This window comes from Bradyrhizobium sp. HKCCYLS20291, from assembly GCF_051167715.1.
GTDB lineage: Bacteria > Pseudomonadota > Alphaproteobacteria > Rhizobiales > Xanthobacteraceae > Bradyrhizobium.
The window spans coordinates 189,106-203,454 of record NZ_JBNPTO010000002.1 but is presented as its reverse complement, the minus strand read 5'-3'; the positions used below and the strand labels follow the sequence as shown (position 1 = coordinate 203,454).

General features: G+C 67.3%; 14 protein-coding genes. 6 read left to right on the top strand and 8 right to left on the bottom strand.

Going from position 1 to position 14,349, the window contains the following annotated elements:
• Positions 1-185 precede the first annotated feature (185 nt).
• Complete coding sequence (locus tag ACQR07_RS04990) at positions 186-2,726, top strand: bifunctional diguanylate cyclase/phosphodiesterase (RefSeq protein WP_434901749.1); 2,541 nt, start codon at positions 186-188, stop codon at positions 2,724-2,726.
• Here ACQR07_RS04990 and ACQR07_RS04985 read toward each other — a convergent pair.
• Together ACQR07_RS04985 and ACQR07_RS04980 are read right to left on the bottom strand one after the other, a co-directional pair.
• A complete protein-coding gene (locus ACQR07_RS04985) occupies positions 2,680-3,741 on the bottom strand; it encodes a helix-turn-helix domain-containing protein (RefSeq protein ID WP_434901748.1) in 1,062 nt (353 codons plus the stop codon). The two genes, ACQR07_RS04990 and ACQR07_RS04985, sit on opposite strands and share 47 nt — an antisense overlap.
• Before the next feature lie 425 nt (positions 3,742-4,166).
• The gene (locus ACQR07_RS04980) at positions 4,167-4,412 is read right to left on the bottom strand and encodes an Lrp/AsnC ligand binding domain-containing protein (protein WP_015665678.1); all 246 of its coding nucleotides are present in this window, start codon (positions 4,410-4,412) and stop codon (positions 4,167-4,169) included.
• 124 nt (positions 4,413-4,536) lie between these two features.
• On the opposite strand from ACQR07_RS04980, the gene thiD reads away from it, so the two are divergent.
• From thiD to ACQR07_RS04965, 3 genes are all read left to right on the top strand, one after another.
• A complete protein-coding gene (gene thiD / locus ACQR07_RS04975; RefSeq protein WP_434901231.1) occupies positions 4,537-5,337 on the top strand; it encodes a bifunctional hydroxymethylpyrimidine kinase/phosphomethylpyrimidine kinase in 801 nt (266 codons plus the stop codon).
• Between the two features lie 61 nt (positions 5,338-5,398).
• A complete protein-coding gene (locus ACQR07_RS04970; protein WP_434901230.1) occupies positions 5,399-5,857 on the top strand; it encodes a nuclear transport factor 2 family protein in 459 nt (152 codons plus the stop codon).
• Positions 5,858-5,991: 134 nt separating this feature from the next.
• Positions 5,992-6,504, top strand: coding sequence for a hypothetical protein (locus ACQR07_RS04965; protein ID WP_434901229.1), 513 nt, complete (start codon positions 5,992-5,994; stop codon positions 6,502-6,504).
• A 519-nt stretch (positions 6,505-7,023) separates the two neighbouring features.
• Here the strand turns inward: ACQR07_RS04965 and ACQR07_RS04960 are convergent.
• Complete coding sequence (locus ACQR07_RS04960) at positions 7,024-7,680, bottom strand: TetR/AcrR family transcriptional regulator (protein ID WP_434901228.1); 657 nt, start codon at positions 7,678-7,680, stop codon at positions 7,024-7,026.
• A gap of 185 nt (positions 7,681-7,865) precedes the next feature.
• On the opposite strand from ACQR07_RS04960, the gene ACQR07_RS04955 reads away from it, so the two are divergent.
• Positions 7,866-8,297: a CHRD domain-containing protein gene (locus tag ACQR07_RS04955; RefSeq protein WP_434901227.1), complete on the top strand. Its 432-nt coding sequence runs from the start codon at positions 7,866-7,868 to the stop codon at positions 8,295-8,297.
• A gap of 16 nt (positions 8,298-8,313) precedes the next feature.
• Here the strand turns inward: ACQR07_RS04955 and ACQR07_RS04950 are convergent, their stop codons facing one another.
• From ACQR07_RS04950 to ACQR07_RS04930, 5 genes are all read right to left on the bottom strand, one after another.
• A complete protein-coding gene (locus ACQR07_RS04950) occupies positions 8,314-9,888 on the bottom strand; it encodes an EAL domain-containing protein (protein WP_434901226.1) in 1,575 nt (524 codons plus the stop codon).
• A gap of 170 nt (positions 9,889-10,058) precedes the next feature.
• Positions 10,059-11,246, bottom strand: a complete 1,188-nt coding sequence (locus ACQR07_RS04945) for an MFS transporter (protein ID WP_434901225.1) — start codon at positions 11,244-11,246, stop codon at positions 10,059-10,061.
• A 25-nt stretch (positions 11,247-11,271) separates the two neighbouring features.
• Positions 11,272-12,648, bottom strand: coding sequence for an NAD(P)-binding domain-containing protein (locus ACQR07_RS04940; protein ID WP_434901224.1), 1,377 nt, complete (start codon positions 12,646-12,648; stop codon positions 11,272-11,274).
• A 47-nt stretch (positions 12,649-12,695) separates the two neighbouring features.
• Positions 12,696-13,013: an ArsR/SmtB family transcription factor gene (locus tag ACQR07_RS04935; RefSeq protein ID WP_434901223.1), complete on the bottom strand. Its 318-nt coding sequence runs from the start codon at positions 13,011-13,013 to the stop codon at positions 12,696-12,698.
• Between the two features lie 94 nt (positions 13,014-13,107).
• Complete coding sequence (locus tag ACQR07_RS04930; protein WP_434901222.1) at positions 13,108-13,587, bottom strand: hypothetical protein; 480 nt, start codon at positions 13,585-13,587, stop codon at positions 13,108-13,110.
• A 75-nt stretch (positions 13,588-13,662) separates the two neighbouring features.
• Here ACQR07_RS04930 and ACQR07_RS04925 point away from each other — a divergent pair, with 75 nt between their 5' ends.
• Positions 13,663-14,310, top strand: coding sequence for a Crp/Fnr family transcriptional regulator (locus tag ACQR07_RS04925; RefSeq protein ID WP_434901221.1), 648 nt, complete (start codon positions 13,663-13,665; stop codon positions 14,308-14,310).
• Positions 14,311-14,349 lie beyond the last annotated feature (39 nt).

Below are 14,349 nucleotides of genomic sequence, written 5' to 3'. Positions count from 1 at the left end.
TGAATGAAGACCTCGCTAAAGGAGCATCGCGGCCTTGATCGCGTTTTGGGAGGCGCTCAACAGTCAAGCGTTAACCAAGCTGCCGCGTCGGTGCCGGACGCGTGATCATCTTTGAGCGTCCTTAACTTAGCCGGTGTCTCATCGGCCGGATCGGAATGACGGGCAGCCGTTTGGCGGGGGCCATATTGCAGGTTGAAGAGTACAACGCATCACCACTTGTGGACAAGGATGATGCTCGTGACAGTGGCGGGCGCGAGAAATTCCGCGCTTCGCTGTCGCGCTACCGTCTCTATCGTCCGGCCCTCATTGCCGCCTGCGTCGGCGTGGTGCTTTCGGTCGTCGGAACCGTTGCCGTGGGACGCTGGGAAAACCGGCTTGCGCGCACCGATTTCGAAGGCATCGCCGAAGCGCAGGCGATCCTGGTCCAGAACGGCGTCAATGAATATGTCAGCCGGCTGACCGCGCTGCGCACCCGCTTCGAATCCGCCAACGACGACATCACGCGCAGCGAATATCAGACCTTCAGCGCGCGGCTGTTCGAGGCGCATCGCGGCATGCTGCGGCTCGCCTGGCTGCCGCGGATCAAGCGCAAGGAGCGCGGCGAGTACGAGGCGGCCGCCATCACCGACGGCGTCCCGGCGTTCCGCATCAAGTCCTTTCCCGACGGCACGGTCGCGCCGGAGAGCGACGAATATTACCCGGTCTACTTCTCCACCGAGGCGAAGACCTCGCCGGTCTATGGTCTCGACTACTGGAGCATTCCGGACCATCGCGCCGTGCTCGAGCAGTCGCGCGACTACGACATGATCGGGGCGCTGCGCACGCGGCATAACCTGATCAATCAGAACGAGCGCGCCAATGCCGTGATGATTGGCATTCCCGTCTATGCCAAGGGCACTTCGCGGACGACGGTCGCGGACCGTCGCCGCAATCTCTCCGGCTTCATCGTCGGCGTGTTCGATCTGCCGATGCTGCTGCAAGCGGTGCGGAGCAACAATCCGAACAGCTCGGCGCTGGCGATCAACCTGTTGCCGCCCGAGCGCGTCATCAACGCCTCCGGCGTGGATCCGCAGCGCTGGCCGGCCGATCCCAACATCTGGTCGACGACGCTTCGGATCGGCGATGCCGATTGGGTGTTTCAGGCCGCGCCTGCCGGCGGCGGGCTGATGGCCACGCACAACCGTGCGCTGGCGCTGTATGCCGCGGGCATGGCGACCACGATCTTCCTCGCCGTGTATCTCGCGCTGTCCAGCCGCAACGCCCAGCAGCTTGCGCTCGCCAACCGCCGCGTCCTCGAACTGGCGCAGACCGATGCGCTGACGGGACTGGCCAACCGCGCCTTCTTCCTCGAGGAGATGGAGCGCATCAACGACGACAAGAACGGGCGCTTCACCGTCTTCCTGCTCGACCTCGACCGCTTCAAGAACGTCAACGACTCGCTCGGCCACGGCGCCGGCGACGAGTTGCTGGTGCAGGTCGCCAAGCGGCTGCGATCGCAGCTGCGCGACGAGGACGTGCTGGCCCGGCTCGGCGGCGATGAGTTCGCCTTGATCCAGGCCGGCAGCAACGATCAGCGCACGGCCGCCACGGAGCTTGCGCAGCGGATCACCCGGCTGATCGCGCAGCCGTTCCAGATCAGCGGGCAGCGCGTCGAGATCGGCACCAGCATCGGCATCTCGCTGGCGCCCCAGCACGGCCGCGACCAGGAGCATCTGCTCAAGAAGGCGGACCTCGCGCTGTATCGCTCGAAATCCGCCGGTCGCAGCTGCTACACGATGTATGACGACGCGATGTCGGCCGAGCTCGAGGCGCGCAACACGCTGGAAGGCGATCTGCGCGACGCCATCGCGCAGTGCCAGTTCGAGGTCCACTACCAGCCGTTCTACGATGCCGAAACGCGCGAGCGCCGCGGCGTCGAGGCGCTGGTGCGCTGGCGTCACCCGGTCAAGGGACTGGTGCCGCCGGACCAGTTCATCCCGCTCGCGGAATCGACCGGGCTTATCGTGCCGCTCGGCGAATGGATCATCGGCCGCGCCTGCGATGACGCCACCTCATGGCCCGACGACGTCAAGGTCGCCGTCAACCTGTCGCCCGTGCAGTTCAAGCAGGCGGAGCTGTTCGACGTCATCCAGTCGGCGCTGGCGCGCTCCGGCCTCGATCCGCAGCGCCTGGAAATCGAGATCACCGAGTCCGTGCTGCTCGAACGTGCCGCCGAGAACGAGAGCTTCATCGACCAGCTCAAGGGTCTCGGCATCTCGCTCGCGCTCGACGATTTCGGCACCGGCTATTCGTCGCTGCGCTCGTTGACCGCGTTCCCGTTCAACAAGATCAAGATCGACAAATCCTTCATCGCCAACCTCTCCGTGCGCGACGAGAGCGCCGCCGTCATCTCTTCGGTGGTGACGCTGGCGCGCGGGCTCGGCATCCAGATCACGGCCGAAGGCGTCGAGACCGAGGAGCAGCTCGAACAGCTGTGCTCGCTCGGCGTCAATTTCGCGCAAGGCTATCTGCTGGGCCGGCCGATGCCCGTCGGGCAGCTGGAGCAGCATCTGGAGATCAGCCGCGCAGCGCCGGAGGCCGACGAACCCCGCCGTGACGCTGAGGCGTCGGAGCATGCGGAAGCGGCGGACGCGGACGTATCGGAGCACGCCGATCCCCGCTCGGGCGCCGTCGTTGCGCTCATTCCCCGGTCCGGGGCGCTGCTATCCCTCGCATCCAACGGCTGAGCGGCGAGGCGGCATCGCTGCCATGCGCCGGCCTGTGCCGCAGCCCGAGCAAGGCCGCGTCGCGCGCCGTGCGTGGCGTGATGCCGTAGGCGGCCTTGAACAGCCGGGTGAAATGCGCGTCGGTGCCGAGCTGCCAGCGCCGGGCAACCTCGCTGATGCGCAGGTTGCGTGAGCCCGTCGACGCCAGGTCGAAGAAGGCGCGGTGCAGGCGGCGGCTGCGGATATAATCGGCGATGCCCCCGATCGGCGCGAACAGCCGATAGAGCGATGCGCGCGACAGTCCGAAATGCAGCGCCACGGCATCGGCGCTCAGTTCGGGGCTCGACAGCTGCGCCTCGATATATTGCCGGACGCGCAGCAGCGAGGCCTCCGCCGTGACGCTTCGATCGGCGTCGCGGCGTTCGAGCTCGCCGCGCAGGCATGCTGATATCAGCGAGATCGTGCCGTCCACGACGGCCTGGCACTCGTCGATGCCCAGGCGCGGCGCCAGGTCGAACAATGCGCCGAAATGCCGCGCCAGCAATGGCGCCAGCGCGCCGTCGCCTGGCAGCACGAGGCCGTGCAGATCCTCGACTTGCAGCAGCCGGGCGTCGAACATCGGACGCGGAACGACCATCGTGACGTTCTCGAACGGCGTGGCGCGGGTCTCGAGCGTCTGGGCCAGATCGAGCACGCAGAGGTCGCCGGCATCGACCCGGATCGGGCGGGAGCCCGCCACGCCGGTGTAGCCGCCCGTCACATAGAGCTGCAGGATGATGTGGTCGACGCCGCTGCGCGCGATCGTCTCGGCCGACCGCCGGAAGCGCTGGCCGCTGGCGCGGGCGGATCCGAGCAGGACGGAGCCGAGGGCGTAGGATACGACGTCGGCGGCGAACGGCGCAGCCTCGCCTGCGGCGAGTTCATCGACGTCGAAGAATGTCGAGGTGGCTTCGCGCCAGGCTGCAATGTTGTTTGCTGTGTCCATCTGCCCGGCCGAGAAGCCGTAGCTCGGCAGCAGGGACGAAACGGTTCGAATGTCACTCTTCACGCTACGCGCCGCACACTCGTCTTGAGCTCTCTTGTCTTGAGCTTTCTCGTCTTGAGTTTTCGTCTCAACTTCTTGATCGATCGTCTCGATCGCCTTGCTCGTCTTGACCCGGTGCGCCGTGCACCGCGTATAGAGGCCTATCGCCAAGTTGCCGAAAAGGAAAGCCGGACGCTTCGACGCCCCCCTTGCTCCTCACCCGCGGGGCGTCCGGCTTTCCGAACCTCGGCCAGGACTTGGCTCGGCCGAATGCGCGCGCCGACGCTGGCTCCGCATCGGCTCGGTCACCCGTCGCCTTTCATGACGAACTCATGCTTGTTCGATTTTCAGGACTTCGGCGCCCGTCGGAAACGGCGGGCGCCTTTGTCATCCCGGCGGCCGCGATCGCGCCGGACGGGACATTCTCCGCGGCCGTTCTAGGTGGCGCCGAAGGCCTTGAAGGTGATGATCGTATGGGTGTCCTGGATGCCGGGCAGGACCTGGACCTTCTCGTTGACGAAGTGGCCGATGTCGGTGTCCTTGTCGACGTAGAATTTGACCAGCAGGTCGTAATTGCCCGCGGTGGAGTAGATCTCCGAGGCGATCTCGGCCTCTGCCAGCGCATTGGCCACGACGTAGGATTGGCCGAGCTTGCACTTGATCTGGACGAAGAAGGGAACCATTGCGGACTGTCTCCGGAAGACGTTTGAAGCCTCAATATAACGTTTTCGGGCGGAGTCGATACGCTTTCTCAGGGCCTTGCGGCCGGCTTGCGGGGCGTGGCCGGGCCGGGCTAGGACAAGGGACATGAGCACCCCCGTCGCACTCACCATCGCAGGCTCGGATTCCTCCGGGGGAGCCGGCATCCAGGCCGATCTCAAGACCTTTGCGGCGCTGTCCGTCTACGGCGCCTCGGTGCTGACCGCGCTGACCGCGCAGAACACCACGGGCGTCACCGGCGTGCACCTGGTGCCGCCCGACTTCGTCACCGCCCAGATCGACGCCGTGTTCGACGATCTCGCCGTCGGCGCCGTCAAGATCGGCATGGTGGCGCAGGCGCCGATCGCCGATGCCATCAGCGCCAGCCTCGCCCGCTGGAAGCCGCCTCATATCGTGCTCGATCCCGTGATGGTGGCGACCTCGGGCGCCCGGCTGCTGCCGGAGGACGCGATCGACGCGCTGCGACGCCGGCTGATCCCGCAGGCCTCGCTGATCACGCCGAACCTGCCCGAGGCGGCCGCGCTGCTGGACGAGGAGATCGCGACGACGAACGACGCGATTGCCGCGCAGGGCCGCCGGCTGCTCGCGCTCGGCTGCCCGGCCGTGCTGATCAAGGGAGGGCACGGGGAGGGCGCCGACAGCACCGATTATCTGATCACGGCCGAGAGCAGCATCGCGCTGTCAGCGCCGCGCGTCCCGACCAGGAATACCCACGGCACCGGCTGCTCGCTCTCCTCGGCGGTGGCCGCCGGCCTTGCCAAGGGCGAGAGCCTCGAGGCCGCGGTCCGCAATGCCAAGACCTTCATCTCCGGCGCCATCGCCGCGGCCGACCGCTTCAGCGTCGGTCACGGCCACGGTCCGGTGCACCATCTCCACCGCTTCTACTGACTCCATCTGCGAGGTGTCAGCGGGGCAGGCGAGCTTCTCCAACTCATCAAGGGACACCCCGATGCTGCGGCGATTCCTCATTCCGATGACACTGGCCACGGTCGCCGCGCTATCAGCGCCGGCCATGGCCGAGCGCGCCTATTCCGCCGAGGAAGAGCGCAACAAGGCGATCGTGCTCGACTTCTATGAGCAGGGCCTCAACCGCAAGGATTTCGCCGCAGCCTCGAAATATCTCGGCACCTACATCCAGCACAATCCGAATGCCGAGGACGGCCCGGAAGGGTTTCGCAAGTTCATCGAATTCCTGAAAGCCAAGTACCCGCAGTCCCACAGCGAGGTCACGAAGGTGCTGGTCGACGGCGACTTCGTCATCCTGCGCGTGCACGCGCTTCGCGAGCCCGGCACCCGCGGCAGCGCCATCGTCGACATCTTCCGCCTGAAGGACGGCAAGATCGAAGAGCACTGGGACTCGGTGCAGCCGATCCCCGAACAGTCGGCCAACACCAACGGCATGTTCTGAGGAAAGCGGGGGCCTGGGTCGCGCGTCGCTGGCACGGAATCTGCCTTGGGATTGAGGTTGCGGCTCGCTGAGGCCGAGACTGATCAACGCCGATCTCCTCAGCTTCATCCGGACCTGACAAATAGGGGCGACACATGACCTGGGGAATTCCGACGACTCTGTTTCTGCAGATCCACGTCGGGCTGAGCCTGATCGGGATTGTGGCCGGGCTCGTCATGCTGGCCGGGATGCTGGCAGGCCGCCATCTGGCGGTCTGGGCGGCGCTGTTCCTGGCAACGACCTTCCTCACCGGCGTGACCGGGTTCCCGCTGCCGCCGTTCGGTCTCGACCCGCCGCGGATCATCGGCATCATCCTGCTCGCGCTGCTCACCGCGGCCGGTGCGGCACTCTACCTGTTCGCGCTGTCGGGCCGGTGGCGATCGGTCTACGTCATCACCGGGCTGCTGTCGCTCTATCTCAACGTCTTCGTCGCCATCGTGCAGTCGTTCCAGAAAATCGGCGTGCTCAACGCGCTGGCGCCGACGCAGAGCGAGCCACCGTTTGCCGCCGCCCAGATCGTCACCCTGGTTCTGTTCGTCGTGCTCGGCATCTTCGCGTGGCGGCGTTTCGCACGGGTCACGTCTGCGACGCAGGTTTCGCTTACCTAGTCCAATTGCAACGTGCGTCCATCATTTGCGCAGGAACTTTTGACTTAGGAAGTTGGATGCGAGGTCTCGCCGGGCAGCGGTGCTCTCCCTTCGAGACGCTCGCCTCCGGCGGGTTCAGACCTCGTCCGCGATGCCGTTCCGCAGCAGTCCGATACGCTTGATCTCGACCTCGACGATGTCGCCCGGCTTCGTCCGACGCGACAGCTATTGTATAGGCCGATCTGGGCTCTCGCGACGATCAGCCCTGCCAGTTAGTTGCTCCGTCATGCCCGGGCTTGACCCGCCTGCGCGGCCAAAGCCGCTTCGGCGCGGCGAAGACCCGGGCATCCACGCGTTCCCCGGGATGCCGGCCGACGTGGATGGCCGGGACAAGCCCGGCCATGACGTGGGGAAACAGACGAACGCAAGACTTCAATCTCTCCTCATTCCGGGGCGCGCGCAGCACAAGCCCGGAATGACGTGTGGAGAGATCCGGGGATCTCGTCAGGCTGCGAGCAACAGACGTCCGCGGTCGTGGTCTCAGGTCGTCGCCGCCAGAAAGAAGTCGACGCGCTTCTCGACATGGGCCTGCGCTTCCTTCTTGAGCGCGCGCACGTCCTCGCCGAGCAGGCTGCGGATCAAGACTGCGAAGACCACGAGATCGAGGAAGATGCGCGCGGTGTCCTCGAGCCTGTCGGCGGCGAAGGCGCCTTTGCCGATGAGACCTTCGGCGCGCGCCAGTTCGCCGATCGCGTGGCTGACGTTGCAGGTGGCGCGCTTGCGCGCGGTATCCTGGATCTCGAGCGTCAGTTCGGGAAAGCGCGGACTTTCAGCGATCACCGTCCGCATCAGGCCAATCGTGTCGTCGACGAACGCGCGATCGATCAAGGTCAGACCGAGGCTGACCAGGCGGGCGCGAAAGGTGCGCCCCTGCGGCACCAGGTTCTCATATTGGGTGTTGCGCGCCGCGTGCTGAGCAATGACGGCGGCGAACAGCGCCGCCTTGCTCGGAAACCGTGCATAGATCGTCGGCTTGCCGGCCCGCGCCGTCTGCGCGATCTCGTCGACGCTCGCGCCTTCGAAACCATGGGCGAGGAACACCCGCTTGGCCGCGTCGAGAATGCGCTGCTCGACCTCGCCGGCGCGTTCGAGCGGGGGGCGCCCCACCTTGCCGCGCGCCGTCCTGGAAGCAACCATTCGATCCGCCATGGCTTTCTATCGAGGCCCTTGTGGTCCCGCCCTTGTTTGGCACAGGGGTGGGGATTGTTCAATCAACGCGCCGGAGGCCACAAACCCGTGTCCATACCAAGTCGTTTAAGGAATATCCGTTAGATTGCGGGGTATCGGAAAGGCGGCACGAAGCCGGCAGGGGGAGGAAAAGCATGTCTCGGGCATTGGTTCATCTGGCGTTGTTCGCCGTCGTCACCTCAGCCGTGGCCGTGCCGTTGGCTCACGCAGAGACCATCGTCCTGAAGTCCGAGCTGAGCGCCGCCAACTCGGTGCCGCCCAATGCGAGCCCGGCATCGGGCACGGCGGAAGCGAGCTTCGACACCGCAACGCGGACGCTGAGCTGGACGATCAACTTCTCCGGCCTGAGCGGACCGCCGATCGGCGCCCATTTCCACGGCCCCAGCGAGCCCGGCAAGAACGCCGGCATCGTGCTGCCCTTCAAGAGCCCGCAGCCGCCGATCACCGGATCGTTGGTCATCAGCGAAGCCCAGGCAGCTGATCTGCTCGCCGGCAAGTGGTACGCCAACATCCATACCCAGGCCAATCCGGGCGGCGAGATCCGGGGACAGATGACGAAGCAGTGAGGCCTTCGGCCCGGCCTCAGGCCGCCAGTTCGGGCTGCTTGATCTGCGCCGCGCCGGTGACGGCGTGGCGCACCTCGAGGAACTGCTTGAAGCGGGGCAGCGACAGCGGCGGCGACACCAGATAACCCTGGCCTTCCTCGACGCCGCAGGCGATCAGCGCGTCGACCTGGGCCTGGTGCTCGATGCCCTCGGCGACCAGCGACATGTCGAGCTCGCGCGCCAGCGCCACCAGCATCTGCACCACCACGACCGCCGACTGGTCGCGCGTGATCGCGTCGACGAAGAACTTGTCGATCTTCAGGGTGCGCGCGCCGAGTCGCTGGATGTAGGACAGACCGCTGTGGCCGATGCCGACGTCGTCGAGCGCGACACGGAAGCCGAACTCGCCGAGCTGCTTGACCACGTCGGTCGCCTTGTCGAGGTCGGGCAGCTCCTCGCGCTCGGTCACCTCGAGCACGACCTGGCGGGTCGAGACCGATGACGACGCGACCACCTGGCGCAGATCGTCGATGAAGCTGTCGCCGAGCAGGTGACGGGGCGTGATGTTCACCGAGAGCTTGAACAGCTTGTCGCGCCGCATCTCCGGCTGCAGCTCGCGTAGCGCTGTCGACAGCAGCTGCCAGGTCAGCTTCTCGATGCGGCCGCTGCTTTCGGCCAGCGGAATGAAGCTCATCGGCGGCACCAGCCGGCCGTCCGGCTTCTCCCAGCGCGCCAGCATCTCGCAGCCGACGACGTCGCCGGTCCGCAGGCTGAAGATCGGCTGCAGATAGGGCTTGAACTCGTTGCCGGCGAGCGCGCGGTCGAGCTCGGCCACCGGATCGACCGGCCGGTTCAGATAGCTCGCCAGCAGCAGGCCGAACACGCCGCCCAGCATGCCGGCGGCGAGCATCGTCAGCAGATAGGCCATGTCGTGGCGCGCGCTCAGGCTCTGCGGCCGCACGTGGATCGTGGCCTGCAGCGGATAGCGGTCAGACGTGGTGCTGAAGGCTAAGGTCTGCGCCGGCGGCTTGGCCGACGCGTCAGGGTGATAGCCCGCGACCTGCTCGCCGTCGGGCAGCGTCAGGGTGACGTGGCTCTCGGCGCGCAGGCCCACCGGCATCACGTCGAGCAGGTTGCCGTCGATCCGCAGGATCGCGGCCAGCGAACGCTGTGCGTCGATGTCGCGCAGCACGCCGAACGCGGCGCCGGTGAACTGCTCGACCTGGAACAGCCGCAGCTGGCCGTCGGCCGACGTGAACATCTGGTCGCGCCGGGCCCAGCCATTGTCGAATTCGAGCGTCTCGGGATAGGCCGCGCACGCGACCGAGCCGTCGCGATCGACGGTGCGGATGTCCTTGATGATGGTGCCTTGGTAGACGTGCAGGCGCAGCGCCTGCAGGGCGTTCTCGCCGCAATCCATGCCGCCCGCGATGGCGAGCCGGTTCAGGATCACGCCGGCGGAGTCGATCGCGGCTTCCGAACGGCGCAGCGCGACGGAGCTCAGCTCGCCGAGCTGGCGCGCGGTCTGGTTGCCGATCAGCGCCGTCACCGCGAAATCAGCGCCGGCCAGGAAGATACCGACGCAGGCGGTCACCGCGCCGACGCGAAGCATATGTTTGCGCTGCAATGCCATCGCGTTGTGACACCCCACCCCGTACGATCACGGGCATCGTTCAATCCAACCTTCAAATTTCCGTATATGCCAGCCCCGCGAGTGCACGGCAGGCGCGAGTGCGGCAGCGCACGCGCAAAGCTGGTTAAGGAAGTCCTAGCGGGGGCGGCTCAGGCGGCCTTGTCAGGAGCCGTGCCCGGCAGCGCCGCCTCGGTTCGTCCGGCCGAGAGCAGCATCAGCGCGGCGAGCGCCGACAGGCTCAGGCTCGCCGACACGATCAGCACGCCGCGGCCGAGCACGTCGATGAGCAGGCCGAACAGCAGCGGCGCGAAAGCCTGGCAGATGCGCGACGGCGCGCCGATCAGGCCGAGCCGGTAGGCGTAGTTGGTGGGGCCGAAGATCGCCAGAGGAAGCGTGCCGCGGGCGATCGTCAGGATGCCGTTGCCGGAGCCATGCAGCAGCGCGAATGCCGCCGCGGCGCCGCCGCCGAACAGTCCGATCGTGAGCGCGCCGATCGGATGGGTGATGCAGGCGAGCCGCGCCGAAGCGAGCGGATGAAAGCGGCTGAGGAAGCCGGCCTCGAACACCCGCGCGGCGACCTGCGCCGGTCCGATCATCATGCCGGCGAACAGCGCCTGTGCAGGCGTCGCGCCGAACGCCTCCATCAGCCGCGGCAGATGCACCGCCATCGCCGCGGTCACCGTCCAGGCCGCCGCCATGGCGAAGGCGATTAGCAGCATCGGCCGGTCCAGCGCGATGTTCGGCTTGGCCGTGGGCGTATCGCCCGCCGCGACCTCGGTCGCGCGCGGCAGCGACAGATTGAGCGGCAGTCCGATCACGAGATGCGCGATCGCCCAGGCGAAACAGGTCTCGCGCCAGCCGATCGTCGCAAGCCCCCAGGTGCTCAGCGGCCAGCCCACGGTCGAAGCGAAGCCGGCGAGCAGGGTGATGCCGGTGATCGCGCCGCGCGCATCCTTTCCGTAGATCCGTCCGAGCGTGCCGAACGCGGCGTCATAGAGCCCCAGGCCCATGCCGACGCCGAGCCACAGCCAGGCGATCGCCATCACCCACAGCGAGTGCGACAGGCCGAGCAGTACGAGCCCGACGGCCAGCACGAGGTTGGACGCGCACAGCACCTGGCGGCCGCCGACACGGTCGATCTGGCGGCCGATGCGCGGGCCGAGCAGCCCGGAGATGATCAGCGAGGCGGAGAAGGCGGCGAAGAACCAGTTGTTGGACAGGCCGAGGTCGCGGGCGATCGGATCGGCGAGGATCGCCGGCAGATAGTAGCTCGATCCCCAGGCCAGCGTCTGGGCGGTGCCGAGAGCGATGACCACGCCCAGCCGTCGTGCCTGCATTCCTTGCACCTCTCCTTGGCGCGGCTCACGTGCAGCCGCAGCCGGTGCGCCCCGCCGCCTTGGCCTTGGCATCATCAGCGCAACAACTGTCTACGCTGGATGGCGCCGGTCCGCCACAGCAGCCGGACAGGGCTGCAATGCTCTCGAGCCCGCCGCGGGTGCAGACGCCGGTCTCCGGCAATTGCAGCTCGACGCGCGCGGCGGCCTTCTTGTCTCCCGCGATGTCGGCCACGATCGAGCGGACCTGCTCATAGCCCGTGATCATCAGGAAGGTCGGCGCGCGGCCATAGCTCTTCACGCCGGCGAGATAGAGCCCGGGCTCGTCGGCCTGCGCCAGCTCGCGCGCGCCGTGCGGCCGCACGGTGCCGCAGGAATGCTCGTTCGGATCGATCATCGGCGCGAGCGCCACCGGCGCCTCGATCGCCGGATCGAGCCGCAGCCGCAACTCCGACAGCAGCGACAAATCGGGACGAAAGCCGGTGGCGACGATCAGCTCGTCGGCGGCGATGCGCCGATCGCCGCGTGCGACGATCGAGAGCCGGCCGTCCTCATCAGCAATCCGCGTGACGTGGAATCCGGCCTCGATGGCGATGCGCCCCGAGCGTACCAATGCGGCGAAGGCCATGCCGAGCTCGCCGCGCGCGGCAAGCTGGTCGGCGCTGCCGCCGCCGAACGACTTGGCGGGATCTTCCGCCCGCAGCAGCCAGATCGCCTGCGTGCCCGGCGCGTCCTCGGCGAGGCTTGCGAGGTCGAGCAGGGTCCCGACCGCCGAATGGCCGCCGCCCAGCACGGCTGTGGTCTTGCCGGCATAGCGGCTGCGTTGCGCGTCTTTCACGTCCGGCATCCCATACGCGATGCGCGCCGCATGCTCGGCTTCGCCGATCGCAGGCAGGCCGTTGTTGCCGGCCGGGTTCGGCGAGAACCAGGTGCCGGAGACGTCGATCACCGCATCGGCCTGCATCGCGGTGTCGCCCTTGCCGTTGCGATAGCGGATCTCGAACGGCGCAGCGGCGCGTCCCCTAGACTTCGCCTTGTCGAAGCCCATGCGGCTGACCGCGGTGACACGATGCGAGGTCCTGATGACATCGCGCAGGGCGGTGCGGGTGGCCAGCGGCGCGAGGTAGGAGTCGATCAGCTCGCGCCCGGTCGGATAGACCTCCGGGTCGGGCGAATTCCAGCCGGTCGAGGCGAGCAGCCGCGCCGCCGCCGTGTCGACATTGTACTTCCACGGCGAGAACAGCTGCACATGCTGCCACTGCCGCACGGCATGCGCGGCTTCGGGACCTGCCTCCAGCACGACCGGCGTCAGTCCGCGCTCCAGCGCATGCGCCGCCGCTGCGAGCCCCACTGGGCCTGCGCCGATGATCGCAACCGTCTTGGCAACTGTCCTGGCTTCCGTCATCTTCGAGCTCCCATACTTCTAGAATGATCGAATTATAGGTCAAATGATCAGGCCGCCGTGCTCGCCGTGCCGCAGCCGCGCTCCTCGACGCAGCATTCGGCGACGAGAAAGCCGAGCAGGCCGCGCATCACGTCGTATTCCGCGTGACATACCAGCGTCGTGCCCTCGCGCCGTTGCGATATCAGCCCAACCGCGACCAGCGTCTTGACGTGGTGCGACAGGGTCGATGCGGGGACCTTTAGCCGTTCCTGCAGCTTCCCGACCGGCATCCCGGCATGCCCGGCGCGCACCAGCGCGCGGTAGATCTTCAGGCGCGTGGTGTTGCCGAGGGCTTCCAGTCGTGCGGCGACGTCGTCGAGCTTCATGGCGATGAAGATGCATCAGGCGAAGCCCGACGTCAAACGGTATTTCTAGAATATTGGAAATATGCTGGCGCGGGGAGGGAGCCACCGCGCGGGATCATTTGAGCCGGTAGCCGGCATGACAGCCGACGCAGGCCGCCATCGTCTCGCCGAGCGCCTTCAGCGCAGGTTTGAGATCGCCGGTCACGCCCGCATCCTGGGCTGCGATGGCGAAGCGGCTCGCGGCCTTGTGCATCGCCGTGCCGGCGTCCTGCATGCCCTGCGGCATGAAGCCCGACACCTCGGCGGCGCCATGCAGCCGCAGCGAGGTCATGCCGAGCCGCTGCTCGGCGATGCGACCGGCCTGGTCTAGGTCACCCGCGGCCAGCGCGTCATTGATCTGCTGCAGCGCCAGCAGATGGTCGCGCATGTTCGCCAGCGTGTGCGCGGTCAGCTCTGGCGGGAAGGCCACCCGCTCGCGCGTATCGGCCGCCGGCGCGTCGTGGCTGCCATGACCATGATTGCCGTGATGCTGCGCCAGGGCGGCGCTGACCGCGGCAACGAACGCCAATGTGGTGGCGGCCAGATGCAGGCGCATGACATCTCCCTTCGATTGATCGACGAGCGTGATGCATAGACCGGGCGGTCTGCGGAGGCGTATGATCCCGATCATATGCCTCTGACCGACGATCACGCGCCGGGACGCCTGGCGCAGCTGGATTGGCCGGCGCTCGCGCCTCTGTCGCCGCTGCTGGCTGCGCTGCCAGAGGCCGCGCGGCTGCGGACGCGGCGTGTCGAGATCCCGCGCCATGGCCACGTGTTCCGCCGGGGCGATCGGCCGCGGGCGATGTTCTTCGTGCTCAGCGGCGAGGTGAGGCTGCTGCGCCGTTCGCGCGGCGGCGACGACGTCGTCCTGCAGCGTGCGCGCCAGGGCTTCCTGGCCGAAGCCAGTCTCGACCAGGCGGCCTATCATTGCGACGCCGTGGCGGCGCAGGATTCGGTGCTGCTCGCGATCGACAGCCAGGCATTCGCGGAAGCGCTGCGGCGCCCGGAGATCCGGGAAAGATGGAGCGACCATCTGGCGCGCGAGCTGCGCAAGGTGCGTGCGCAGGCGGAGCGGCTGAGCCTCAAGACGGCGCGCGAGCGGATCGTACATTTCCTCGAAACCGAAGGCGAGGGCGGCACGATCGAGCTCGACCGCTCGAAGAAGGATTGGGCCGCCGAGCTCGGCCTCACCCATGAAGCGCTCTACCGCGCGCTGGCGCGCATGCAGCAGTCTGGCACGCTGATCGTGCGCGGCAGCCGCCTGCGGCTGCGCTGAGGCGTTGGACCAAGCCGGGCCGTCCAACGGCTGCCTTGA

Bases quoted from the DNA above. Each gene is read 5' to 3' on its own strand.
- ACQR07_RS04980 (WP_015665678.1), bottom strand. From the start codon at position 4,412: ATGGTTCCCTTCTTCGTCCAGATCAAGTGCAAGCTCGGCCAATCCTAC.
- thiD (WP_434901231.1), top strand. From the start codon at position 4,537: ATGAGCACCCCCGTCGCACTCACCATCGCAGGCTCGGATTCCTCCGGG.
- ACQR07_RS04970 (WP_434901230.1), top strand. From the start codon at position 5,399: ATGCTGCGGCGATTCCTCATTCCGATGACACTGGCCACGGTCGCCGCG.
- ACQR07_RS04965 (WP_434901229.1), top strand. From the start codon at position 5,992: ATGACCTGGGGAATTCCGACGACTCTGTTTCTGCAGATCCACGTCGGG.
- ACQR07_RS04960 (WP_434901228.1), bottom strand. From the start codon at position 7,680: ATGGTTGCTTCCAGGACGGCGCGCGGCAAGGTGGGGCGCCCCCCGCTC.
- ACQR07_RS04955 (WP_434901227.1), top strand. From the start codon at position 7,866: ATGTCTCGGGCATTGGTTCATCTGGCGTTGTTCGCCGTCGTCACCTCA.
- ACQR07_RS04950 (WP_434901226.1), bottom strand. From the start codon at position 9,888: ATGCTTCGCGTCGGCGCGGTGACCGCCTGCGTCGGTATCTTCCTGGCC.
- ACQR07_RS04945 (WP_434901225.1), bottom strand. From the start codon at position 11,246: ATGCAGGCACGACGGCTGGGCGTGGTCATCGCTCTCGGCACCGCCCAG.
- ACQR07_RS04940 (WP_434901224.1), bottom strand. From the start codon at position 12,648: ATGACGGAAGCCAGGACAGTTGCCAAGACGGTTGCGATCATCGGCGCA.
- ACQR07_RS04935 (WP_434901223.1), bottom strand. From the start codon at position 13,013: ATGAAGCTCGACGACGTCGCCGCACGACTGGAAGCCCTCGGCAACACC.
- ACQR07_RS04930 (WP_434901222.1), bottom strand. From the start codon at position 13,587: ATGCGCCTGCATCTGGCCGCCACCACATTGGCGTTCGTTGCCGCGGTC.
- ACQR07_RS04925 (WP_434901221.1), top strand. From the start codon at position 13,663: ATGCCTCTGACCGACGATCACGCGCCGGGACGCCTGGCGCAGCTGGAT.